The organism is Proteus penneri (assembly GCF_003144535.1).
GTDB lineage: Bacteria > Pseudomonadota > Gammaproteobacteria > Enterobacterales > Enterobacteriaceae > Proteus > Proteus penneri.
Genome location: NZ_PHFJ01000001.1, coordinates 384,880 through 408,290 on the forward strand (window position 1 = coordinate 384,880; position 23,411 = coordinate 408,290).

The window sequence follows — 23,411 nt, forward strand, 5'->3', positions numbered from 1 at the left end:
TAGCTTGGGAATAAAAACACTTCTTAGTCAGATTAAAAAAATTAATGTTCGAAAGGTAATGAATGATGAAAGTGATGCATTCCGCTATTGCCGACAATTTTCGGTTAATCTTATTATTTTTTACTCAGCACCTTCAGTTTCATTAATTGATTCTATAAAAAGAATAAAGCGTTCATCTTTATCAATTAAAATAATTGTTATTTCACCAAAAACAGACTCTATATTATCAATAACACTTCTTCAATTGGGTATTGAAGGCTTTATTATTGTTGATACTTCTTGTGAAAATATTCTGCAAGCTATTCGACAGGTTTGTATCGGTCAGCGGTATATAAGCCAAGAGTTAGCAATGGAAATCGCGCTAACAAAATTACAGCAAGAATTAAATCCTTTACATCATTTGTCTGAAAGAGAATTGCAGATTATGTCGATGATCATCAGAGGGAAAAAAATCACACAAATCGCAAGTGAGTTGAATATTAATACAAAAACAGTAAATAGCTATCGTTACCGAATGTTTAGTAAACTTAAAATCTCAGGTGATGTAGAATTAACACATATAGCAATACGTTATGGGTTAATTGAGATAGAGAGTCATTTACAAAGTGGAAGACAAATTTGACGCCAAAGCATTCTTAAGCCGAATCACAGATAAACCGGGTGTGTATCGGATGTATGATGCGACAGACACAGTAATCTATGTAGGTAAAGCTAAGGATCTGAAAAAAAGGCTTTCTAGCTATTTTCGCACACAGGTAAATAGCCGTAAGACCGAAGCTTTAGTGAAGTGTATCGCAAATATTGATGTCACGATCACCCATACAGAAACGGAAGCTTTATTGCTTGAGCACAGCTACATCCAACGTTATCAACCTCGCTATAATGTGTTGCTACGAGATGATAAATCTTATCCTTATATCTATTTAAGTGGTGATAAACATCCCAGAATTGCTAGTTATCGAGGAGCCAAACATGCCAAAGGGGAATATTTTGGACCTTTCCCTAACTCTTTTGCAGTAAGAGAAACACTGGCATTAATGCAAAAATTGTTTCCTATTCGTCAATGCGAAGATAGTGTTTATCGCAATCGTTCAAGACCTTGTTTGCAATATCAAATTGGTCGTTGTCTTGCTCCTTGTGTAAAAGGCTATGTTTCTGATGAAGAATATGCCCAACAAGTTAATTATGTGCGACTTTTCCTTTCAGGTGATGATACGCAAGTTATTGACGGATTGGTTAAACGTATGGAAGAAGCAAGCCAAGAATTACGTTTTGAAGAGGCTGCTCGCATCCGAGATCAAATCCAAGCAGTAAGGCAAGTGACTGAAAAACAATTTGTTGCCAATATTGGTGATGATCTTGATGTGATAAGTGTTGCTTTTAATGGTGCGATTGCTTGTGTTTATGTTCTCTTTTTCCGTCAAGGTAAAGTGTTAGGAAGTCGGAGTTATTTTCCTAAAGTTCCTGCGAATACCTCAATTGATGAGGTTGTTCAGACTTTTATTGGTCAATTTTATTTACAAGGCAGTGCAATTCGTACTTTACCCACTGAAATTTTGCTTGATTTTAATTTAGAAGATAAAGTTATTCTTTCTGAATCTATATCTTCAATTGCAGGGCGAAAGATTCAAATTCAAACCAAACCGCGTGGCGATAGGGCGCGCTATTTGAAATTAGCTAGAACAAACGCAGCTACGGCATTGGCTTCAAAACAAGTCGAGCAATCGACAATTTCACAACGTTATACCTCTTTGATGTCTCTTCTTGATATGAAAGAGATAAAACGAATGGAATGTTTTGATATTAGTCACACTATGGGAGAGCAAACTGTGGCTTCATGTGTAGTATTTGACATGAATGGCCCATTAAAATCGGAATATAGGCGCTATAATATCAGTGGTATTACTCCTGGTGATGATTATGCGGCAATGAATCAAGTGCTCACTCGACGTTATGGTAAACCATTAGAAGACAGCAAGGTTCCAGATATTATCTTTATTGATGGTGGTAAAGGGCAATTAGCACAAGCAATAGAGGTATTTGATTCTCTTAATGTTGATTGGGACAAATCACACCCGAAATTAATTGGTGTTGCAAAAGGGAGTGACCGTAAGGCAGGGCTTGAAACCTTGTTTTTTGTGCCGGAGGGGGAAGGAATGGCGTTGCCTTCCGATTCACCTGCGTTACATTTGATTCAACATATTCGTGATGAATCGCATCGTCATGCGATAACTGGACATCGTCAACGTAGAGCCAAAGTAAAAAATACCAGTTCATTGGAGTCTATTGAAGGTGTCGGACCTAAGCGTCGTCAAATGTTGTTGAAATATATGGGGGGGCTACAAGCTTTACGAGATGCAAGTGTTGAAGAAATTGCGAAAGTTCCGACAATTTCGACTGCATTAGCAGAAAAAATTTTTAATGCGTTGAAACACTAAGTGTATTGATGCACCATATTAATAACTCTCACTTTTCTAGGTCGTGTAGAACGCTATGCAACTAAATATCCCAACTTGGCTAACTCTATTTCGTGTCGCTCTAATTCCATTCTTTGTTTTGGTGTTTTATTTACCATTCAAAGATGCTCCATTAGTCTGCGCTATTATTTTTATGGTAGCAGCTGCAACAGACTGGTTTGATGGCTTTTTAGCACGTAGATGGAAACAAACTACCCGCTTTGGCGCTTTTCTCGATCCAGTAGCGGATAAAGTAATGGTTGCAACAGCACTTGTTTTAATTACTGAATACTATCATGAGTGGTGGATAACTTTACCAGCAGCAACAATGATTGCTCGTGAAATTATTATCTCTTCATTAAGGGAATGGATGGCTGAATTAGGAAAACGTAACAGTGTTGCTGTTTCTTGGATAGGAAAAGTGAAGACGACCGCACAAATGGGATCGTTGGTTGTGTTATTATGGCGTCCTACTATTGAAGCAGAGTGGTTTGGATTCGCTTTATTATATATCGCAACAGTGTTGACTTTCTGGTCAATGTTTCAATATTTGAGCGCTGCGTGGTCAGATTTGCGTGAAGGTTGATCGAAATGACTGAAAATTCACCGAACAGTCAAAAAGATGCAAATATAGTGTTGACTAGATTCAGGAAATCAGTAGAATGCAACGCATCGAAAGGCACAACGGTTTACGGAAATAAATAAGTAAATCAGCAAGTTCGGTAAAGCGGGAATAGCTCAGTTGGTAGAGCACAACCTTGCCAAGGTTGGGGTCGCGAGTTCGAGTCTCGTTTCCCGCTCCAATCTCTTATGAGATTGAGTAGTTGAGGCGCGTTGGCAGAGTGGTCATGCAGCGGATTGCAAATCCGTGTACCTCGGTTCGATTCCGGGACGCGCCTCCATTAATGCCCAGGTGGTGAAATCGGTAGACACAAGGGATTTAAAATCCCTCGGCTGTAAGGCTGTGCGGGTTCAAGTCCCGCCCTGGGCACCATCTCTTTAGATAAAGAGTTAGGTGCAAAAAGAAAGTCCATTATAAATGGCAGTGAAGAATAAATAAGTCGTCCATACCAGTATCTTTCTTAGTAATAAGAATTTACGGGCGTACCACAGAATTTAGCCCAGGTGGTGAAATCGGTAGACACAAGGGATTTAAAATCCCTCGGCTGTAAGGCTGTGCGGGTTCAAGTCCCGCCCTGGGCACCATATAAATAGCGGACCTTAACTTAGGTCCGTTTTTTCTTCCTCTAGCGATAAGTTAGAGAGAAAAATCAAAAAACTGAAGTTAGTTATTTTAGACATAACGTTTTAAATTTATTTGTTATTTAAATTGTATGATAAGTAAGTATTATGCGTAACAAGTAAATACAATTTAGCCCAGGTGGTGAAATCGGTAGACACAAGGGATTTAAAATCCCTCGGCTGTAAGGCTGTGCGGGTTCAAGTCCCGCCCTGGGCACCATATAAAAAAACGGACCTCATTGAGGTCTTTTTTTTGATCATAAAAAATAAAAATCACCTTATCAGTTGTAGTAATAAGGTGATTTTCAGTTAATTATTGTTTTTTTAGTAATAGTCGATTAGTTATTTGTATCTAAAATAGTAACTCGATTTCTTAGTGCAATAAAACGAGTCAATACATCGTCTACCGTAAGAAGCCCTACAGTATCTTCAGGTGCTTTCAGTACTTCACTGGTAATATGCCATGGTCCCCAAAAATCAGCATCACTATTACCAAACATTGCTACTGTTGGCACACCAACACCGACTGAAATATGTAATGCACCACCATCGCTGGTTAGCATCTGATCACATAAAGACATACCCGCCATTAATTCTCGAAGATTTTGCGTAGGCACTGGCGTAATAGGGATATCTTTACATTGTTCGAGTATAAATTGTGCTTTTTCATCATCACTAGGATGCTGCTTATTATCATTGCTTCCTGGCGACCAAAAGAGAAGAACATGGCATTTTTCGCGTTGCGTTAATTGGTGTGCTAACGCGATAAATTTTTCTGCTTGCCAACGTTGTTGTGGTTTACGTGAGCTGATTTGTAAGCCGTAAACAGGAACATTTTCAGTTATTTTAATGCGTTGCCGAATTGTAGAGATCTCTTCGTCTTTAACATACAACTTCAAAGGGCCGGCTTTTTTCTCTATTCCAAGAGGACGAGCTAGTTGACAGAATAACTCAGCGATATGACCTTTGTTAGACGGTGTTGGAATGGGATCTGTCACTGCTGATGGCGCGTCATCGCCAATAGCGATAATCCGTTTAGCACCTGATAATTTGGCCCATTGTAATGCTCTTTTGGCCCAATGATCGCGAGCAACAATTGCAATATCATAATGCTGACGACGCATATCAAAAATAATTTTTAAGCGACTTAGAATGAGCTTTAAGGACGATTGTCCTGATTTTTTATGATGTAACTTACTGTAAATATGTACATTTCCGACAGAAGGGTTACCTTCTAAGATTGCTTGATTGTAAGAATTTACGAGAAGATCAATTTTTGTATTGTATTCGTGGGCAAGAGCATCAATTAATGGTGTTGTAAGTATTAAATCACCAATGTTATCTCTTTGTATTATTAATATTTTGGTCATAATTAGATTTATTCATACTCGAATGAAAAAATAACACTGTAAGTAATAACTTAAGCGTTAATCATAATGTATGTTTATGATTATAAGCTATTCGATATGTTTAGGCATTACTATCAAAAAATTAATTACTTTTTTGGATTGGAAATGAGTAATCATTATGCTGACTTGTAGAAAGTAAGGTGATTATCTATAAATAATCACCTTACTTATGATACATTTTGATATGTAACTTGTTTTTAACAACTTACACAATAGTAATTTTTTAAAATCATCGTTAAAAACAAGCGTCTAAAATATTCAGGACATTTTTTGTTGTTAATTTCCTATAGCCTTTATCAATAATTGTTGTGGATTGAGCAATACTTGGTAGCATCTCTCTTGTTGCTCCTAAGGTTTCTAATGATGTGATACGGCTATACTTCAACATAACTGTTTCGCCATAATGCGGTAATTCATCATTTAATTTAGCAAGAGAATTCTTTCCAAAATAAATAGTTGTCGGATTGTAGTAACAAAAATCGAATTACTGGTTTTGAGTTAATAATATTATTTTTTTAATCTCTTCAGATAGGCTCCATACGGTATAAATTAATTAATATTGTAGTAGTTAAAATATCATAATGTATGAAATAAATTTTTGATAATTAATTTTTTAATAAGAATTTTAGAAAGTAAAAATGAAAAATATGATAGGTAGTATTTAATAAATCACAGTCTTATCGATTTATTATTTGTTGATTTCTCAGAAGTGAAAATAAATAGAACTGTATATCTCCGTAATAAAATGTAAAAAATAAAAAGAATCGTAATTCAGATTGAACCTGGTTTATTTAAACTATATATCTTAAAAAGAAATATTAAAAAAATATGGTTTATATGTGGAGTTTTATATGAAACAGATACTTATTATTACAGGAGGAGTGTTATCGCTGACTATTATGCTAGCTATTCTTGTTGCTATTTTAATAGAGTCTGTGATTAAAGAAAATACAGATGAGTTTTGGAGTGAAAGCCACGAAGTGATTGAGAATTCGTCATCAACATTACGTGAAACTTTTTCTACCGTAGAAGCAAAACACGATACGCTGATGGCTCTTTATCAATCTAAAGATAATAATGGAAGTTGCCAGCAGTTAGCTGAAAAACTAAACGATGTTGAAAAAGCGCTTTCTAATGGAAATTTAGTGCTACCACGACCAGCAAAAGAACAAATTTCGACTATCAAAAATGCTTTTAATGGTTCAACATCACCTACGAAAAACATTGCTTGCGAACAAGCACTTCAAGTTATTAATGAATTAAGTCAGTAATCTCAATATCCTTTCTATTTTTATTTATCTTTTATCCAAAAATAAGATTATTTTCGGTTATTAAATTAATATATCTTAACTTAATTCAATGAATACACGATATATTTTTCTTAAAAAGAGTAAATTTCTACTTTCCAATATAAAGTAATAACCGGTCATTTATATCTACAGTTTTACTATTAGTAGATTATGTTAACGTTAAAAAGAAGTTGCTAAAGGGATTTAAAGTTGCGATGTGAATATGCTAAAATTAATAGCTGATTCGCTTTAGCAATGAAGTTTAGTGATAATTTGGTTTATTTTTTGTTTCTAATAAAATGCATTTTTATCTTTATGCTTTTTTTTATTTTCAATGTAATTAATCCATTTTATCTCAAGTAAGAAAAGAAAATCAGACAAAACTTCTACAAAAAAATATGGTATATATATCAATATAATTTAAGAAAGTATCTATTAACTATGAATATCGCAACATCAAACGTAAATGAAGTTAGTCGTCAAACAGCATGGATCAGAGTAATAATATTATCATTCGCGGCTTTCGTTTTTAATACAACAGAATTTGTTCCTGTTGCTCTGTTAAGTGATATTTCTGAAAGCTTCGGTATGCTCCCTGCTCAAACAGGTTTAATGATCACGATATATGCTTGGGTTGTTGCTTTAATGTCTCTGCCTTTAATGATAATGACAAGTAAAGTTGAGCGACGTAAGTTACTTATTATTTTATTTATACTTTTTATTTTAAGTCATATTTTATCTAGCGTCGCGTGGGATTTTAAATCACTGATAGTAGGGCGTATTGGTGTCGCTTTTTCTCATGCTGTATTTTGGTCTATTACCGCGTCACTGGCCATTAGAGTGGCGCCTGCTGGTAAACGCGCCCAGGCATTAGGCTTATTAGCAACAGGAACAGCACTTGCAACAGTATTAGGTTTACCTATTGGTCGTGTTGTTGGGCAGTGGTTAGGATGGCGTGCAACATTTATGGGTATTGGGATATTAGCCTTAATTACCCTGTTTGCATTAATGCGCTATTTACCTTTATTACCAAGTGAGCATTCAGGGTCACTAAAAAGTGTGCCAATGTTATTAAAGCGTGGCCCGCTTATGGGGATCTTTCTATTAACGGTTATTGCCGTAACAGCGCATTTTACAGCGTATAGTTATATCGAGCCTTTTGTCGTTGATATTGCGGGTCTGGATCAGAATTTTGCTACGTTAGTTTTATTGATTTTTGGTGGAGCCGGTATCATTGGTAGCGTGTTATTTAGTCGTTATAGTGCCAAAATGCCAACATCATTCTTATTTTCAGCCTTAATATTGCTTACTTTTTGTTTAGGCTTATTAATGATCAGTAGCCAGAATCTAACAGCATTTATTGTACTGATTATATTTTGGGGGATTGGATTTATGTGTATTGGGCTAGGAATGCAAGTTAAAGTGATTGATTTAGCCCCTGATGCAACTGATATCGCTATGTCTATCTATTCTGGTATTTTTAATATTGGTATTGGTGCTGGGGCATTGATTGGTAATCAGGTTATTTTACATGCCGGTATGACAAATATTGGTTATGCAGGAACAATATTAAGTATTATTGCAGTGGTTTGGTGTGGTTTTATCTTTAATCGCTATCGTGTTTCTATGGGCGGGGAACCCCGTCAAAAAAATCAACTCCATCAACACTAAATAAGTACTCCCAAACTTCCATAATATAAAGGCACTTATTCAATAGAAAGAGTGCCTTTTTTATTTGTTGTAGATGAATATCCTTAATCTTGCTTGTGATAGAATTCACAAAATTGACTTTGTATAGGATTAAGACGAAAAAATGAATGGATTAACTTACCTAATGTTGGCAATTATATCTGAAGTCATTGCGACAACAATGCTGAAAGCTTCTGATGGTTTTAGCCGATTATATCCGTCTATTGTAGTCGTCATTGGTTACTGTTTTTCTTTTTGGGCACTTTCTCAAGTGGTAAAAGTTATGCCATTAGGCATTGCTTATGCAATATGGAGTGGATTAGGAATAGTTTTAGTTTCTGTTGCAGCGGTGTTTCTCTATCAACAAAAGCTCGATTTACCTGCCATTGTTGGTATGACTTTAATTATTGCTGGTGTTTTAGTTATAAATCTACTTTCAAAAAGTGCTTCACATTAATAGGAATAACTGGAAGAAATTAGGGTCTCTTTAATGCAAAAGAAATTTAAAATAGCTTGTTATCTATCTATGCTGCTAACTAGCTTTGCTTTTATTGCAGGATGCAGTAATTCAGAGCAGACACAACACCCATCTACACAAATAGTGAGTAAGAGTCGGACAATACTGATAACTAGTCCTGATATTCCCTTAGAAGAATCAGCCAAGGCTACCTGTGTCTTTTCAGGTGGTGTGCCGTCTTTAAACTATGAATTGCATGGCGGTCAGACACCCGTGTGTCAGTTCGCTAATGGTAAGCGTTGTAGTGAACAAGCTTTAATAGAAGGGGCTTGTATTCCAGGTTAAAGTTTGTCTTTGGTTGAATATTTAATCGCTGTTTTTCTATTATAAAAATAGCCCTTAGTTTATCGCTAAAGGCTATTTTCTTTTTTATTCTTTTGTTTTAAAAGAACTTGTTATTTGGCTCACTAATACTAATAAACCTACAACAAAATAAGCAGAGAAAATAATAAGCATCCATTGTGGCATTTCTAAAGTTAAGAATTGCCATTGGCTGACAGAACAATCACCGGTTGCTTGGAATACAGCAGGGAACCAATCTTGCAAGGCAAACCAAGAAGGTAATGTGACAAAAAAGTCACAGGTTGCAAAAGGTGAGGGATTCAGAATAAGTTGTGTATGCTCCCAAGAGAGTTCAATTCCTCGGTATGCGGAATAAATCCATAAAAAACTACTGGCCATACGCATAAGTGTCATTTTAGGTGCGGATGCCCCAATCAATGCCGCAACTAAGATCCCTAATACCGCGATGCGTTGATAGACGCACATTACACAAGGCATTAATTCCATTCCGTACTGAAAATACAATGCAGCACCTTCAAGACCTATTGCAGTTAATGCAAGCAACAGCCATGAAAAACGGCTTTGGGACCAGTGACGAAGAGATGTCAGCATAATAATATCCATTTAAATATTAAATAAAATAAGTGTCTATTTTGCCCAAAAATCAAGCGCAAAAAAAGTTAAAATCCGTTATTTCACAAATATTTACATTGAAGCTTGTTTTTATGAAGAAAATAGGACTTTTATCGAATAAAAGTCCTATTTATGTGGTGTAACTGTGGAGCAATTGTTATGGAATAGCAACTAAACCAATGTCATAGAACCAATGTGTTGCAGGAACAAGCCAGAATTCAACCGCCAGTAAACCAAATAATGTCATCACAATAGTATATGGCAGTGCCATTATCACCATACGGCCATATGATAAGCGGATGAGTGGTGATAGTGCTGATGTTAATAAGAACAGGAATGCGGCTTGACCATTTGGAGTCGCAACAGAAGGTAAGTTTGTACCTGTATTAATAGCAACACCAATATGCTCATATTGTGATTGGCTAATTAACCCATCTTGCAATGCTGTTAAAGCTTCACTGATATAAACAGTACCCACAAACACGTTATCTGAAATAGCAGATAATAGGCCATTGAAGAGGTAAAAAAGAGACAGTTGTGAGGATTCTGAAGCTTGAAGAACAAACTGAATAATAGGGCCAAATAATTGTTGATCAATAATAACAGCAACAATAGAGAAAAAAACGGTTAATAATGCAGTGAAAGGCAAGGCCTCTTCAAATGCTTTACCAAGCGCATGTTCTTCTGTGATCCCACAAAATGCAGTGGTGAGAATAATAACAGATAAACCGATAATACCGACTTCTGCTAAATGGAGCGCTAAAGCAACAACCAACCAAATACCAATTAATGCTTGGATTATTAGTTGTGCTTTTTCTTGAGAAGTGCGTTTTTCACTGTTTTTCTTGTCGTATTCAGTTAGAACTTTACGAACCAAATCAGGTAATTCAGCGCCATAACCAAAGAGCTTAAAGCGTTCTACAAAGTAGCACACCGCAAGACCAGCAAAGAAGACTGGAATAGTTACAGGTGACATTCTGATAAAGAAAGTCACGAAATCCCATTCTAAATGTTTTGCAATAATCAGGTTTTGTGGTTCACCCACCATGGTCATTACGCCACCTAACGCAGTACCGACACCGGCATGCATCATTAAGCTGCGTAAAAAGGCACGGAATTGTTCTAAAGTTTGTTTTTTTTCTGCGGTATCAATAAACCCATCATTACTTAATTCTGTACCTGATTGATTAGACGCAAAATTATGATAAATAGAGTAGAAACCGAGAGAGACACTGATGACAACCGCGATAACGGTTAAAGCATCTAAAAAGGCAGATAAAAATGCACTTGCAAAGCAAAAAGCAATAGATAACAGTCGTTTAGAACGAATAGATAACAGTAGTTTAGTAAAAGCAAACAGTAATAATTGCTTCATAAAATAGATACCAGCAACCATAAAAACAAGAAGCAAAATCACTTCAAGGTTGTTGGCAATTTCATGACCAATCTGTTTTGGGGTAGTCATACCAATGATGACGGCCTCAATAGCAAGTAATCCTCCGGGTTGTAATGGATAACACTTTAGTGCCATGGACAGTGTAAAAATAAATTCTACAACTAATAGCCAGCCGGCAACAAAAGGGTCAACAAAGAAAAAAATCAGTGGGTTGATAATTAAAAAAGTAAGAATAGCAAGCTTATACCAATCTGGGGAGTTCCCCATAAAGTTCTTTAGTAGTGCTTGTCTTATACTCATATCCATTAGGTTTCTCATCCTCCAAAAAGAGATTTTTAGCGCAATATTATGCAATCTAACCATAGTACGCGCTAATCGCTGTGAAATTAAGCTCATTAGTCATAATTAATTAGTAAAACGACATCAAGTTTTATGATGCCATTCACTATTTAATGATGGTTGAGCTATATCAAAATTACGCATTCTGATATTATATTTTCCATTATTAGCAGAAAAGTCGCTTCGGAAGAAATAAAAATATGGTTATTAAGGCTCAAAGCCCCGCAGGTTTTGCGGAAGAGTATATTGTTGAAAGCATTTGGAATAATCGTTTTCCTCCTGGATCTATTCTTCCAGCGGAACGTGAGCTGTCTGAATTAATTGGCGTTACAAGAACTACATTAAGAGAAGTGTTACAACGCCTTGCTCGTGATGGTTGGTTAACTATTCAGCACGGAAAGCCAACGAAGGTAAACAATTTCTGGGAAACATCAGGCCTTAATATCCTTGAAACAGTCGCTCGCCTTGATCATGATCGAGTACCACAATTAATAGATAACTTATTGGCTGTCAGAACCAATATCTCTGCTATTTTTATACGTACAGCATTTAGAAATAGCCCTGAAAAATGTATTGAAGTTTTAAATCATGAACTTACTACTGAAAATAGTGCTGATGAGTTTAGTGAACTGGATTACAACATTTTTCGTGGATTGGCGTTTGCATCAGGTAACCCAATTTATGGTCTTATCTTAAACGGCTTAAAAGGGCTTTATACACGTGTAGGCCGTTATTATTTCTCAAATATTCAAGCCAAAGAACTCGCGTTAGCATTTTATAAAAAACTGGCTGTATTATGTGAGCAAAAAGATGTCGAGCATGTCATGGAATGTGTCCGCCAATATGGTAAAGACAGTGGTATTATCTGGCAAAGTTTACAGTCACCATTACCGAGTGACCTAGAAGAAGTAAAACGCTAATTAAGTTTGTTGTGTTATCACAATAAAAAACCAGTATTTACATAATTTGAGATACTGGTTTTTTTATGCATTTAAAAAAGTCCAACAGGTCATTTTTTTAGGCAATGCTTTAAATAGGTTATTTTTAGTAAAAAGAATAACCAAATCGAGCCAATTTAAGAATTAAAATCTAAAATATTGTTCAATCTTAGATTTTAATAAAACCCTTATTTCCTTTCCCTACACATAAAACTTTCTTCAATTCAAAATAATTTATTAAGCAATATTTTTATAAGTTATAGTAAAAATTATATCTTGTTGATTTTACGTGTTAATTCAATATTTTTTTTTGAAAATTACTTATCGAATAACAATCAAGTGTGACTTAACTCTAAAATCTGTCTTTTTATTGGTCTAGATGATTATTCTATATTGGCTTTTTGTGTATGGAATATTATTCTTATGTTATATCAATGTAAATTATTGGAGTCTTGCCATGAAAGTGATCATCTTAGGTGGCGGCGTTATTGGTGTAACAAGTGCGTGGTATCTTGTGCAACAAGGCCATGAAGTCATTGTTGTTGATAGACAAAATAGTGCAGCAGAAGAGACTAGTGCTGGTAATGCAGGTCAAATATCCCCAGGATATGCAACGCCTTGGGGAGCACCAGGTATCCCATTAAAAGCAGTAAAATGGATGTTCCAAAAACACGCACCATTAGCGATTAAACCTGATGGCTCACTTTTCCAATTACGTTGGATGTGGCAAATGTTACGTAATTGTGATGCGTCACATTACACCATGAATAAAAGTCGTATGGTGCGTATTGCCGAATATAGTCGTGATTGCATTCGTCAATTACGCCAAGATACAGGCATTGAATACGAAGGTCGTCAAGGTGGTACTCTGCAACTGTTCCGTGATCAAAAACAATTTGATAATGCAGCAAATGATATTGCTGTATTAAAGCAAGAGGGCGTTGCTTATGAATTGTTAACAGCCGATCAACTAAAATTAGCAGAACCCGCACTCGAGCATGTTAGTCACAAATTGACAGGTGGTTTACGTTTACCCAATGATGAAACGGGTGATTGCCAAATTTTTACGAAAAAACTCGCTAAAATGGCAGAAAATGCTGGTGTTACATTCTTGTTTAACAAAGAAATCAAACATTTGTTATTTGATGGTGATAAAGTAGCGGGCGTTCAATGTCATGATGGATTATTAACTGCTGATCATTATGTTGTGGCTATGGGCTCTTATTCAACAGAGTTTTTGAAAAACAAAGTCGCCATTCCAGTTTATCCCCTTAAAGGTTATTCGCTTACGATGCCGATTATTGATGCTTCACGAGCGCCAACATCCACTATTTTAGATGAAACTTACAAAATTGCGGTAACACGTTTTGATGAGCGAATTCGTGTCGGCGGAATGGCCGAGGTCGTTGGTTTTAATCTGAATATTTTAAAATCACGCTGTGAAACATTAAAAATGGTTGTACAAGATCTTTATCAAGGTGGTGGTGATATTGAGAAAGCTACATTTTGGACAGGTTTAAGGCCTATGACACCTGATGGTACACCTATTGTAGGACCTACGGCTTATCGCAATTTATCATTAAATACAGGGCATGGCACATTAGGTTGGACAATGGCATGTGGCTCCGGGCAATTATTGGCTGATTTAATTTCAGGGAATAAACCTGCTATTGCTGCTGATGATTTATCTGTGTTTCGGTATATCGATGGCTTTAATACTAAATTGCTCTTACCAGGGCAAAAACTTGATGCGGCTTATTAATTGAGGAAAAACCATGTCCAGACCCACAAAAGTAACCATTAACCTCGATGCATTAAGCCATAATCTGTCTGTTATTAAAGAGAGAACTAAAGGCAGCAAAGTGTGGTCTGTTGTGAAAGCAGATGCTTATGGGCATGGCTTATCCTATGTTTGGCCTGCATTAAGTCATACTGATGGTTTTGCATTAATTGAGTTAGACAAAGCTGTCATGTTAAGAGAGCAAGGATGGGTAGGACCTATCCTTTTGCTGGAAGGTTTTTTTAGGCCAGAAGATGTTTATTTATTAGAACGTTATTCTCTGACAACAACAGTACATTCTGATTGGCAATTTGATGCTATAGAAAATGCACAATTAGAAAAACCGATTAACATCTATCTTAAACTAAATAGTGGAATGAATCGGTTGGGTTACCGACCAGACACCTATAAACAAGCAATTGATCGTGCAAAAAGTATTAAAAATATTGGCTCTATCATCCAAATGTCGCATTTTGCTAATGCAGATACTGGCTTGAACATGGATGCACAAAAGACCACCATTAATCAGGCAATGGTAAATGAATTACCTCGATGTTTGGCAAATTCAGCTGCAACGTTATTTGATCCTGAAACTTATCAAGATTGGGTGCGCCCGGGCATTATTTTATATGGTGTTTCGCCTTCCGGTGTTTGGCAAGATATTGCTGATTTCGATTTACAACCCGTAATGACATTTAACAGTGAAATATTAGCTATTCAACAAGTCAAAAAAGGTGAGCAGATAGGTTATGGTAGCCGATATACCGCTGAGCGTGATATGCGGATTGGTGTTGTTGCCTGTGGTTATGCTGATGGTTATCCAAGACATGCACCAGATGGCACACCAGTTATTGTTAATGGACATAAAACACAATTGGTAGGGCGTATTTCTATGGATATGCTAACCATTGATGTTACGGATTTTCCTGATGTCAATTGCGGTAGCCCTGTTGAATTATGGGGGGAAGAACTTCCTATTGATGATGTTGCAACAGCATGTGGCACTATTGGTTATGAATTACTGTGTGCAATAGCACCAAGAGTAACTGTCGAAGTGATGATAAATTTACCTAATTCCACTTTTTCTGATCTAAATGAAAGTTGTTGATAATCACTAAACTAGAATAAGCTTAAATTTATTTTGATTTGGTGATCCTATGAGTAACGGCATTACATTGCGTGTGAAAGGAAAGGTTCAAGGCGTTGGGTTCCGCCCATTTGTTTGGCAATTAGCCCATCGTTTTGGTTTATTAGGGCAAGTAAGCAATGATAGTTTGGGTGTATTAGTGCATTTAACGCTTTCCCCTAAAAATTCACTCTTTATAGAAGCATTAAAAGCAGAGTGCCCACCATTAGCACACATTGAACGTATAGAAGAATCACCCTATCAATGGGAGCAGCTACCTACTGAGTTTATTATTGTAAAAAGCGGTGGTGGCGAAATGGATACACAAGTTGTTCCAGATGCAACGACTTGCCAAGCTTGTATTGATGAATTGTTTGATCCACAAAATCGTCGTTATCATTATCCATTTATTAACTGCACACATTGCGGTCCTCGTTTTACTATCATAAAAAAAATGCCTTATGACAGGCCTTTTACTTCAATGGCTGAATTCCCATTCTGTCCTGAATGTAAACGCGAATATGAAGATCCTGCCGATAGACGGTTTCATGCTCAGCCTAATGCATGTCCTGTATGCGGCCCCCATATCTGGCTTGCAGATAATCAGGGTAAAGAATTAGCGACAAAAGAGCATGCATTAACTCAAGCCTGTGAAGCGTTACTTGCTGGAAAGATTATTGCAGTTAAAGGTATTGGTGGTTTTCATTTAGTGTGTGATGCACGTAATAATGAGAGTGTTGCATTATTGCGTGAACGCAAATACCGACCTGCGAAGCCATTAGCTGTGATGATCACAGGTATTGATCAAATCAAAGCAAATAAGCAAGATCCAGATTTTCTTCCAACAGCTATTCAAACATTACAAAGCACTGCTTCCCCAATTGTATTAGTCCCTAAAATTGTTGTCCCTAAACTTGCGGATCTTATTGCGCCAGGATTAACTGAAATAGGGGTAATGTTGCCAGCCAATCCTTTACAACATTTATTAGCGCGTGGTACGAATATTCCTCTTGTTATGACATCAGGAAATGCTTCTGGTCATACACCGGCATTAAGTAACGAAGAGGCCTTAACGCAATTGAAAGACATTGCGGACTTATTCTTAATGCATAACAGAGAAATCATACAAAGGGCTGATGATTCATTAGTTCGCATTGAGGGTAAACAGAGCGTTATGATCAGACGCTCTCGTGGTTATGTTCCTGATGCTATTTCATTACCTGACGATTTTGAACCACAACCCTCAGTGCTTGCCATGGGGGGCGATCTCAAAAATGTATTTTGTTTATTACGCCAACATCAAGCGATTATGGGGCCTCATTTAGGAGATCTTGATGATTTAAGCGTGAGACAACAGTTGGTAAAATCGTTGACTCTTTTCCAACAGATTTATCGGTTTACACCTAAAGCTATTGCAATAGATGCACATCCTAACTACATCAGCCATCAGTTGGGTAAGCAGTTTGCTCAAGAGCAAAATATTCCTGTTATTGAAGTCTCTCATCATCATGCACATATTGTTTCTTGCCTTGCTGAACATGGTCATACCCAGCGACAAGGTGCGGTCATTGGTATTGCTCTTGATGGATTAGGTTTTGGGCAAGATGGTACGTTATGGGGAGGAGAATGTCTGCTGGTGGACTATAAAAGATCAGAGCGGATTGGTGGACTTCCTGCTGTTGCGATGCCCGGAGGTAATCTTGCCTCTATTCAACCTTGGCGAAACTGGTTCGCACATTTAGCTACTTTTTCTAAGAATTGGCAAGGTAGTGTTATCACCCAAATGATGCCTAACCATGATTTACATATATTAAATAAGGCATTAGAACGTGGCTTAAACTCACCTAAAGCTTCTTCTTGTGGCCGTTTTTTTGATGCAGTTTCGGCATCATTAGGATTAGCTCCTAAAGAAATAAGCTGGGAAGGTGAAGCAGCCTGTTATCTACAAACTGCTGCATTAGCATGTCATAAAGAAAAACAGTCAGAAATAATTGAGCGATATGGGCATTTGATGCCTGTAAAAAATAGTGTGCTTGATTTGGGCGTTTTTTGGTCGCAATGGGAAAGTATAAAGCTTAATGTTAGTGAAAAGGCATGGCTATTTCATTATTTATTAGCTGAAAGTTTAGGCAATATCGCATTGCAATATGCCGATGAACATCAGATTGATACTGTTGTACTTACGGGTGGTGTGTTAAATAACACATTACTCAAACATATGTTTAAGAAAAAATTAAACAATAAAAAAGTACTAACCCCTATGATGTTACCCGTTGGAGACGGTGGTATTGCATTAGGGCAAGCACTGATTGCTACACATCTAGTGCAAAACTAAAATAATTATAGGTAAAATAATATTGGTTTTAGTTAATTGTGACTGAAATTGGTTTTTGGTTGCTACTTTATTAATGACAATATGGAAAATCATCGTGAGTAATAAGAAGATTATCATTTCTTTAGCCGTTATTGCAGGACTTAGCGCACCAGCAGCATTTGCTGGAGAATGGTCAATTGGTGGCTCGGTCTTAGCGCAAGTCACGCCTTATAAAGGGGCTAAATCAAAAGATTATTTATTACCCGTGCCACAAGTTAACTACCAATCAGAAAATTTCTATTTTGCGACATTAGCCGCAGGGTATTACTTGTGGAACACCCCTAAAGATCAACTTTCTGTTGATTTACATTATTACCCTCAAGCTTATAAACCAAGCGATAGTGACGACGAGCAAATGAAAAAATTGAATCGTCGTCGTGACACAATGATGGGTGGCTTTACTTATAAACATCATGAATCATGGGGTAGCTTAAGAGCAATTGTATCGGGTGATATGCTAGGTAAAAGTAACGGTATTATTGCTGACGCTGCTTATTTATATCCTTTCAAATTTGGTAATTGGTCTTTACAACCAGGTGCGGGTGTTGTCTGGGAAAACAAAAAGCAAAACCGTTATGCTTATGGAATTAGCCACGCAGAATCACAACGCAGTGGTTTAGCAGAATATACGCCAAATGATAGTTGGAGACCTTATTTTGAAATCTCTGCTAACTATAAATTTGCAGAAAAATGGAATTTCTTTGCGATGGGACGTATTGACCATTTACCAAGTGAAGTGAAAGACAGTCCTATGGTGAATAAATCTGTGACTGCAATTATGTGGACTGGTGTGACTTACACATTCTAACTCACTAAAATTTAGTAAGATTTGCAATGATAAAAAAGCTTCGATTAAACTCGAAGCTTTTTATTGTGTAAGATACCAGTAATAATTTATTTTTCGGCTATATCTTTACGAACACGAACTACCAGAGATAAACGACCAGGATGAACGTTATCTGGTTTTAATGGTTGGTGAATACGAGCAGTTTCTACACAAGCCATTTTACGATAGCCACCTGCACTCATATCTTTCATTGAACTTGCAAGCTCTGCGCCGGGGTTCCAACAAACCACATCACTATGATGATAATGATGAACTTCAATTGTGCGATCCCAACCATCATCATGTATAAGGTTAAAATCCTCAGGCTCGGTATAAAGCCTGTCAGTGCGCCCATTAAAGCGCAATGAGGTTTCATCAGTGTAAACCTCTTTATCTGCCACTGTGTCAATGTAGTGGCTTCCTAGGCCGGTTACAGATACATTATCAATGTCACTCACATTAAAATAAGAGTGAAGGGCAGCTGTCGCTTCATAATCACCATAAGATTCTAATTCAACCTCACAGGTTGCTCCTAATTTAAAACGAGCAATAACAGTAAAGGGATGAGGCCAATATTTTTGTGTCTGCTGGCTCTCTTTTAATGTCATAGTGATGAGAACACCATCATCTTGTTCTGTATGGGCACTAAATTCCCAAGGAATAATTCGCGCAAATCCATGACTTGGTGTACCTGCTGAAGCAAACCAAGGCCAGCAAATAGGAATACCGCCACGAATGGCAACGCCAGGAGTGAAGAGAGAAGCTTCGCTTACCCAAAACACAGGATGTTCTTGTGCGGGTTGCCAAGCAATTAAATGCGCGCCTTGAAGACTGATAGCTGCGCGTACTTTAGGGTGTGAAATAACAAGGATAGAAAGCTCGCCTAATTGCCGACGACTTAAGTAAGGTGATATTTGTTCAATAATCGGCAAAGAAAAAATTTTCTCATTCATTATCTTATGACCTTATGTCACTGACTATTTCAATACAATAAACTGACTGGCTAGAAAATAAAAGAGCCACCGAAAGGTGGCTCTAAAAGAAATCGTGACTTTCTAAACTCTAATTATTTAGAGATGTGAGAAATCAGATCCAGAACTTTGTTTGAATAACCAACTTCGTTATCGTACCAAGCAACTAATTTAACAAAGTTATCGTTCAGAGCGATACCTGCTTTAGCATCAAATACTGAAGTCAGAACTTCACCATTGAAGTCTGTTGAAACAACTGCATCTTCAGTGTAACCCAGAACGCCTTTTAGTTCGCCTTCAGCTGCTGCTTTGATAGCGTCACAGATTTGAGCGTAAGTTGCTGGTTTTTCCAGACGTGCAGTCAGGTCAACAACAGAAACGTTAGGAGTAGGAACACGGAAAGACATACCAGTCAATTTGCCGTTCAGCTCAGGAATAACTTTACCTACAGCTTTAGCTGCACCAGTTGATGATGGGATGATGTTTTGAGAAGCACCACGACCACCACGCCAGTCTTTTGAAGATGGGCCATCAACAGTACGTTGAGTTGCAGTTGTTGCGTGAACAGTAGTCATCAGACCTTCAACGATACCGAAGTTGTCGTTGATAACTTTAGCTAAAGGCGCTAAGCAGTTAGTAGTACAAGATGCGTTAGAAACGATGTCTTGGCCTGCGTATGATTTATGGTTTACGCCCATAACGAACATTGGAGTGCTGTCTTTTGATGGACCAGTCAGAACAACTTTTTTCGCACCAGCTTGGATGTGTTTACGAGCAGTTTCATCAGTTAAGAACAGACCAGTTGCTTCTGCAACAACGTCAGCACCGACTTCGTTCCATTTCAGATTTGCTGGATCTTTTTCTGAAGTTACGCGGATGGTTTTACCATTAACAACGAGGTGGCCATCTTTTACTTCAACAGTACCGTTGAAACGGCCATGAGTTGAATCGTATTTCAGCATGTATGCCATGTAGTCTGCGTCTAACAGATCGTTAATACCTACGATTTCGATATCTGAACGTTCTTGAGCAGCACGGAAAACGATGCGGCCGATACGACCAAAACCATTAATACCTACTTTGATAGTCATATGTATTCCACCAGCTTTAATTTAGTGAATTAAAAAGTTGATTCTAAAGTTACCAAAACCGCGCCAATCGTCAAGCGGAATCGTGTCAATAATTGCAAAAAATCAATTAAAAAAACACTTTTCGCTTAAAGATTGGTCGTTTTAGACAAATGTTACGCTGTGTATTATCGGGATCAATGCCGATAAATGAAGTTACCTTTGCTCTGTTATGTGAAACTCATCACATTTCAAAAACTAAAGATTACTCTTAGTGATTTTAGACTATATTTTTCAGATTTGTTGTTAAATCTTTGTTATTATTCACTGTTGTTTTAAAAAGCATTTTTCTGGGCAAGAGGTCTATATGGCAGATAATGAAAAGAAAGTGAATATTTCAAGTAATAACAATCACCTTGATTTATCAACACTCAACGAAATGCAACGTTATGTGACGCAACAACAAGGTACAGAGCCCCCATTTAGTGGTAAATTATTACACAATCGCGAAACAGGAATTTATCACTGTTTATGTTGTTCTGCTCCCTTGTTTTATTCAGATACCAAATTTGATGCAGGATGTGGTTGGCCTAGCTTTTATCAACCTGTTAGTGATAGTGCAATTCGCTATATTGATGATTTTTCTCATAATATGAAAAGAACGGAGATCCGTTGCCAACAATGTGATGCACATTTAGGTCATGTTTTTAATGATGGTCCTGCCCCAACAGGGGAGCGTTATTGTGTTAATTCAGCATCTCTTTCATTTACGAATAGTGAAACAGGCGAAAAACAAGCTGGTTAATTTAGCGAGTTAACAAAATAACAACAACTGAAAAAACGATTCAGCTATTTCAAGTGATTATTTAGCTTATGGAGCAATCAATGGAAGTTAATGAACTTATTTCGATGGTAACACCCGAAATATATCAGCGTATTTCAACCGCAGTTGAACTAGGTAAATGGCCTGATGGCGTTGCATTGACAGCTGAACAAAAAGAGCATTGTATGCAGATTGTTTTATTATGGCAGGCGAAAAATAACCACACACCTGAGCATATGACAGTAGGCACTAATGGACAAATTACCATGAAGAGCAAACAAGAATTAAAAGCTCAGTTTCAATCTGAACGTTTAGCAACGTTAACGCCAATAGATGATGACTAAAAAATGTGTTAAATGAATAGAACAGAGATAAAAAGGGGATATTTATTAACCAAGTTGGTTAATAGTATCTCCTTTTTCATTTTATGAGATAAAAAATAAAGAAACTACTGGACTACTGAACTACTGATTATTACGATTAAGCCAATGAGCTGAATCAATTAATATTGCACCCTTCACTCGCATCTCTTCCAGTGCTTTTTCGCTATCGTCATTTTGAATATTTACACCGCGACAACCGTCTGTAATGACTGAGACCTGATATCCTAATAACAGCGCATCTAGCACTGTAAATTTGACGCAGTAATCTGTAGCAATTCCTAAAATATAAAGATGTTTTATATTGAGCGTCTGTAAAAGTGTGTGTAAGCCGGTTTGATATTCATGGTCGTTATCAAAAAAAGCACTATAACTATCAATAAGGGGGTTTTGCCCTTTATAAATAATATGATTAATTAAGGCTTGGTTTAATTCAGGGTGAAATGCAGCACCATAAGAATGTTGTACGCAATGAACTGGCCACCAAACTTGTGGTAATCCATTAAGTGTACCGATTTCTCCCACAACAGTACCTGAATTTTCAGCAAAGCTAAGATGATCGGCTGGATGCCAATCTAAACTTGCAATAATCGGGCTTTTAGTTTGCTTGAAACCATTAATAAGCTGATTGGCTGTTTGAATAACCCTCTCACTCTCGTTAACAGCTAAAGCTCCCCCTGTACAAAAATCGTTTTGTATATCAACCAGTAATAGCGCAGAGTTTTTCACTAAAGTTGCCCTTTTATTAAGCTTAGTCGTTATCGTTTAATGTCATTTCACCGCGAAGGTTTTGTTGCATTAAGCGACAAATTTCAGTGTAATTATATTGTTGGCTAAGGAGATAATGCAGTTTAGTTAATGTCGCCTCAAATGTCATATCATAACCACTAATAACACCGACTTCCGCTAATGCTTGGCCTGTTGCATAACCTTCCATATTCACTCGACCAGAAATACATTGTGTAAGATTAATAACCACAATGCCACGCTCTGTTGCTTCGCGCAGTGTAGAAAGTAAAGCAGGGTGTGATGGTGCATTACCGACACCATAAGAGCGCAATATTAAGGCTTTCACCGGTTGTATCAGAATATTTTTCACTACTACATCTGAAAGGCCAGGATAAATCGTGACAACACCGATAGGCTGGGGCGTAATATTATGTGCAATAAATTCCCCTTTCCCTTTGGGAAAAGAGTTAATTTTAAATTGTTTAATATTAATGCCCGCTTCTAACAATGGTGCGCTATTCGGTGACGCGAAGGCATTAAAGCCATCAGCATGTGCTTTTACTGTGCGGTTTCCTCGATACAACGTGTTATTGAAGAAAAGTGCTACTTCATTAATTGGATGATGTGCAGCGAGATAAAGTGCATTTAATAGGTTTGTTTGTCCATCAGACCGTAAGGCTTCTAAAGGAATTTGAGAGCCAATAACGATAATAGGCTTGCTAAGATTCTCAAACATAAAAGAGAGTGCTGATGCGGTAAATGCCATGGTATCAGTACCATGAAGAATAACGAACCCATCATAGTTGTGATAATTTTCATTTATATCATCAGCGATAGATTGCCAATCTTCTGGGGTGATATTTGATGAATCAATTAAAGGAAGGTGCTCTTTGATTGTAAAATCGGGCATCTCTTCACGATGGAATTCTGGCATTTTAGCTAATTGGCGTTGTAAATGCCCTGATACAGGAATATAGCCATGTTCAGAATGTTGCATACCAATAGTACCGCCAGTATAAACAACGTAGATTGATTTTTTTTGCATCAGACAAAGCACTCTTATTCAGCTGTGAGAAATATCTGATTATAGGGAGTTTACAGAATAAAAAAAGGAAAGGATGCTAAAAAAATAAAATAGAGATTAA

The 23,411-nt window shown here is 37.1% G+C and carries 22 protein-coding genes and 5 tRNA genes; 19 read left to right on the forward strand and 8 right to left on the reverse strand.

The genetic code is table 11. The features are described 5' to 3' along the window. The first annotated feature begins 58 nt into the window (after positions 1-58). The 8 genes from CUB63_RS01930 to CUB63_RS01965 all read left to right on the forward strand — a co-directional run bounded on the left by CUB63_RS01930 (position 59) and on the right by CUB63_RS01965 (position 3,918). A complete protein-coding gene (locus CUB63_RS01930) occupies positions 59-622 on the forward strand; it encodes a LuxR C-terminal-related transcriptional regulator (RefSeq protein WP_229096581.1) in 564 nt (187 codons plus the stop codon). Next, entirely contained in the window at positions 606-2,438 is a 1,833-nt protein-coding gene (uvrC, locus tag CUB63_RS01935; protein ID WP_109400589.1) for an excinuclease ABC subunit UvrC, read from the forward strand. The genes CUB63_RS01930 and uvrC overlap by 17 nt, the downstream gene beginning before the upstream one ends. A 55-nt stretch (positions 2,439-2,493) precedes the next feature. Further along, positions 2,494-3,042 (forward strand): CDP-diacylglycerol--glycerol-3-phosphate 3-phosphatidyltransferase, encoded by a 549-nt coding sequence (pgsA, locus tag CUB63_RS01940; RefSeq protein WP_006532975.1) that lies wholly within the window; start codon positions 2,494-2,496, stop codon positions 3,040-3,042. A gap of 141 nt (positions 3,043-3,183) precedes the next feature. After that, positions 3,184-3,259, forward strand: a tRNA-Gly gene (locus CUB63_RS01945). A gap of 25 nt (positions 3,260-3,284) precedes the next feature. After that, positions 3,285-3,358 (forward strand) — tRNA-Cys (locus CUB63_RS01950). A 5-nt stretch (positions 3,359-3,363) separates the two neighbouring features. Beyond that, a tRNA-Leu gene (locus CUB63_RS01955) sits at positions 3,364-3,450 on the forward strand. 125 nt (positions 3,451-3,575) lie between these two features. Then, positions 3,576-3,662, forward strand: a tRNA-Leu gene (locus CUB63_RS01960). A gap of 169 nt (positions 3,663-3,831) precedes the next feature. After that, positions 3,832-3,918: transfer RNA gene (locus tag CUB63_RS01965), tRNA-Leu, on the forward strand. Positions 3,919-4,036: 118 nt separating this feature from the next. Here CUB63_RS01965 and CUB63_RS01970 read toward each other — a convergent pair. Both CUB63_RS01970 and CUB63_RS17480 read right to left on the reverse strand, forming a co-directional pair. Continuing rightward, on the reverse strand, positions 4,037-5,068 hold the full coding sequence (locus CUB63_RS01970) for a glycosyltransferase family 9 protein (protein WP_170110778.1): 1,032 nt from the start codon (positions 5,066-5,068) through the stop codon (positions 4,037-4,039). Between the two features lie 274 nt (positions 5,069-5,342). After that, a complete protein-coding gene (locus tag CUB63_RS17480; protein WP_157955967.1) occupies positions 5,343-5,495 on the reverse strand; it encodes a hypothetical protein in 153 nt (50 codons plus the stop codon). Between the two features lie 463 nt (positions 5,496-5,958). Here CUB63_RS17480 and CUB63_RS01975 point away from each other — a divergent pair, with 463 nt between their 5' ends. The 4 genes from CUB63_RS01975 to CUB63_RS01990 all read left to right on the forward strand — a co-directional run bounded on the left by CUB63_RS01975 (position 5,959) and on the right by CUB63_RS01990 (position 8,887). Beyond that, positions 5,959-6,378, forward strand: coding sequence for a hypothetical protein (locus CUB63_RS01975; RefSeq protein ID WP_006532973.1), 420 nt, complete (start codon positions 5,959-5,961; stop codon positions 6,376-6,378). A gap of 459 nt (positions 6,379-6,837) precedes the next feature. After that, a complete protein-coding gene (locus CUB63_RS01980) occupies positions 6,838-8,067 on the forward strand; it encodes a sugar transporter (RefSeq protein WP_109847339.1) in 1,230 nt (409 codons plus the stop codon). Between the two features lie 142 nt (positions 8,068-8,209). Next, positions 8,210-8,542: an SMR family transporter gene (locus tag CUB63_RS01985; RefSeq protein ID WP_006532970.1), complete on the forward strand. Its 333-nt coding sequence runs from the start codon at positions 8,210-8,212 to the stop codon at positions 8,540-8,542. A 69-nt stretch (positions 8,543-8,611) separates the two neighbouring features. Continuing rightward, positions 8,612-8,887: a putative hemolysin gene (locus CUB63_RS01990; protein WP_375804011.1), complete on the forward strand. Its 276-nt coding sequence runs from the start codon at positions 8,612-8,614 to the stop codon at positions 8,885-8,887. Positions 8,888-8,971: 84 nt separating this feature from the next. Here the strand turns inward: CUB63_RS01990 and dsbB are convergent, their stop codons facing one another. Beyond that, positions 8,972-9,496, reverse strand: coding sequence for a disulfide bond formation protein DsbB (gene dsbB / locus CUB63_RS01995; RefSeq protein ID WP_109847341.1), 525 nt, complete (start codon positions 9,494-9,496; stop codon positions 8,972-8,974). A 178-nt stretch (positions 9,497-9,674) separates the two neighbouring features. Beyond that, complete coding sequence (gene nhaB, locus CUB63_RS02000) at positions 9,675-11,219, reverse strand: sodium/proton antiporter NhaB (RefSeq protein ID WP_109847342.1); 1,545 nt, start codon at positions 11,217-11,219, stop codon at positions 9,675-9,677. A gap of 233 nt (positions 11,220-11,452) precedes the next feature. Between nhaB and fadR the strand changes: the two genes are divergently transcribed. The 5 genes from fadR to CUB63_RS02025 all read left to right on the forward strand — a co-directional run bounded on the left by fadR (position 11,453) and on the right by CUB63_RS02025 (position 18,278). Next, positions 11,453-12,172, forward strand: a complete 720-nt coding sequence (gene fadR, locus CUB63_RS02005; RefSeq protein WP_072064116.1) for a fatty acid metabolism transcriptional regulator FadR — start codon at positions 11,453-11,455, stop codon at positions 12,170-12,172. 475 nt (positions 12,173-12,647) lie between these two features. After that, positions 12,648-13,952: a D-amino acid dehydrogenase gene (locus CUB63_RS02010; protein WP_072064115.1), complete on the forward strand. Its 1,305-nt coding sequence runs from the start codon at positions 12,648-12,650 to the stop codon at positions 13,950-13,952. 13 nt (positions 13,953-13,965) lie between these two features. Next, positions 13,966-15,078 carry an alanine racemase gene (gene alr, locus CUB63_RS02015; RefSeq protein WP_109847343.1) on the forward strand — a complete coding sequence of 371 codons (1,113 nt, stop codon included), beginning with the start codon at positions 13,966-13,968 and terminating at the stop codon, positions 15,076-15,078. Positions 15,079-15,127: 49 nt separating this feature from the next. Continuing rightward, positions 15,128-17,431 carry a carbamoyltransferase HypF gene (gene hypF, locus CUB63_RS02020; RefSeq protein WP_109847344.1) on the forward strand — a complete coding sequence of 768 codons (2,304 nt, stop codon included), beginning with the start codon at positions 15,128-15,130 and terminating at the stop codon, positions 17,429-17,431. Positions 17,432-17,525: 94 nt separating this feature from the next. Beyond that, positions 17,526-18,278 (forward strand): MipA/OmpV family protein, encoded by a 753-nt coding sequence (locus CUB63_RS02025; protein WP_109400581.1) that lies wholly within the window; start codon positions 17,526-17,528, stop codon positions 18,276-18,278. 86 nt (positions 18,279-18,364) lie between these two features. Here CUB63_RS02025 and CUB63_RS02030 read toward each other — a convergent pair whose 3' ends face one another. After that, a complete protein-coding gene (locus CUB63_RS02030) occupies positions 18,365-19,249 on the reverse strand; it encodes a D-hexose-6-phosphate mutarotase (RefSeq protein ID WP_109847345.1) in 885 nt (294 codons plus the stop codon). Between the two features lie 113 nt (positions 19,250-19,362). Continuing rightward, positions 19,363-20,358, reverse strand: coding sequence for a glyceraldehyde-3-phosphate dehydrogenase (gapA, locus tag CUB63_RS02035; RefSeq protein WP_109400579.1), 996 nt, complete (start codon positions 20,356-20,358; stop codon positions 19,363-19,365). A 343-nt stretch (positions 20,359-20,701) separates the two neighbouring features. Between gapA and msrB the strand changes: the two genes are divergently transcribed. Together msrB and CUB63_RS02050 are read left to right on the forward strand one after the other, a co-directional pair. Further along, positions 20,702-21,139 (forward strand): peptide-methionine (R)-S-oxide reductase MsrB, encoded by a 438-nt coding sequence (gene msrB, locus CUB63_RS02045; protein ID WP_109847346.1) that lies wholly within the window; start codon positions 20,702-20,704, stop codon positions 21,137-21,139. Between the two features lie 80 nt (positions 21,140-21,219). Then, entirely contained in the window at positions 21,220-21,501 is a 282-nt protein-coding gene (locus tag CUB63_RS02050) for a YeaC family protein (protein WP_072064107.1), read from the forward strand. Between the two features lie 120 nt (positions 21,502-21,621). Here CUB63_RS02050 and pncA read toward each other — a convergent pair whose 3' ends face one another. Both pncA and ansA read right to left on the reverse strand, forming a co-directional pair. Continuing rightward, positions 21,622-22,266, reverse strand: coding sequence for a bifunctional nicotinamidase/pyrazinamidase (gene pncA / locus CUB63_RS02055; RefSeq protein WP_006536409.1), 645 nt, complete (start codon positions 22,264-22,266; stop codon positions 21,622-21,624). A 22-nt stretch (positions 22,267-22,288) separates the two neighbouring features. After that, positions 22,289-23,311: an asparaginase gene (ansA, locus tag CUB63_RS02060; RefSeq protein ID WP_109847347.1), complete on the reverse strand. Its 1,023-nt coding sequence runs from the start codon at positions 23,309-23,311 to the stop codon at positions 22,289-22,291. Positions 23,312-23,411: the final 100 nt, after the last annotated feature.

Excerpts from the sequence above, each read along its gene's own strand:
- CUB63_RS01980 (WP_109847339.1), top strand. The coding sequence starts at position 6,838 with ATGAATATCGCAACATCAAACGTAAATGAAGTTAGTCGTCAAACAGCA.
- nhaB (WP_109847342.1), bottom strand. The coding sequence starts at position 11,219 with ATGGATATGAGTATAAGACAAGCACTACTAAAGAACTTTATGGGGAAC.
- CUB63_RS17480 (WP_157955967.1), bottom strand. The coding sequence starts at position 5,495 with ATGTTGAAGTATAGCCGTATCACATCATTAGAAACCTTAGGAGCAACA.
- CUB63_RS02050 (WP_072064107.1), top strand. The coding sequence starts at position 21,220 with ATGGAAGTTAATGAACTTATTTCGATGGTAACACCCGAAATATATCAG.
- gapA (WP_109400579.1), bottom strand. The coding sequence starts at position 20,358 with ATGACTATCAAAGTAGGTATTAATGGTTTTGGTCGTATCGGCCGCATC.
- fadR (WP_072064116.1), top strand. The coding sequence starts at position 11,453 with ATGGTTATTAAGGCTCAAAGCCCCGCAGGTTTTGCGGAAGAGTATATT.
- CUB63_RS01990 (WP_375804011.1), top strand. The coding sequence starts at position 8,612 with ATGCTGCTAACTAGCTTTGCTTTTATTGCAGGATGCAGTAATTCAGAG.
- alr (WP_109847343.1), top strand. The coding sequence starts at position 13,966 with ATGTCCAGACCCACAAAAGTAACCATTAACCTCGATGCATTAAGCCAT.
- CUB63_RS02030 (WP_109847345.1), bottom strand. The coding sequence starts at position 19,249 with ATGAATGAGAAAATTTTTTCTTTGCCGATTATTGAACAAATATCACCT.
- CUB63_RS01930 (WP_229096581.1), top strand. The coding sequence starts at position 59 with ATGAATGATGAAAGTGATGCATTCCGCTATTGCCGACAATTTTCGGTT.
- hypF (WP_109847344.1), top strand. The coding sequence starts at position 15,128 with ATGAGTAACGGCATTACATTGCGTGTGAAAGGAAAGGTTCAAGGCGTT.
- ansA (WP_109847347.1), bottom strand. The coding sequence starts at position 23,311 with ATGCAAAAAAAATCAATCTACGTTGTTTATACTGGCGGTACTATTGGT.
- msrB (WP_109847346.1), top strand. The coding sequence starts at position 20,702 with ATGGCAGATAATGAAAAGAAAGTGAATATTTCAAGTAATAACAATCAC.
- dsbB (WP_109847341.1), bottom strand. The coding sequence starts at position 9,496 with ATGCTGACATCTCTTCGTCACTGGTCCCAAAGCCGTTTTTCATGGCTG.
- CUB63_RS02010 (WP_072064115.1), top strand. The coding sequence starts at position 12,648 with ATGAAAGTGATCATCTTAGGTGGCGGCGTTATTGGTGTAACAAGTGCG.
- pgsA (WP_006532975.1), top strand. The coding sequence starts at position 2,494 with ATGCAACTAAATATCCCAACTTGGCTAACTCTATTTCGTGTCGCTCTA.
- CUB63_RS01970 (WP_170110778.1), bottom strand. The coding sequence starts at position 5,068 with ATGACCAAAATATTAATAATACAAAGAGATAACATTGGTGATTTAATA.
- CUB63_RS01975 (WP_006532973.1), top strand. The coding sequence starts at position 5,959 with ATGAAACAGATACTTATTATTACAGGAGGAGTGTTATCGCTGACTATT.
- CUB63_RS01985 (WP_006532970.1), top strand. The coding sequence starts at position 8,210 with ATGAATGGATTAACTTACCTAATGTTGGCAATTATATCTGAAGTCATT.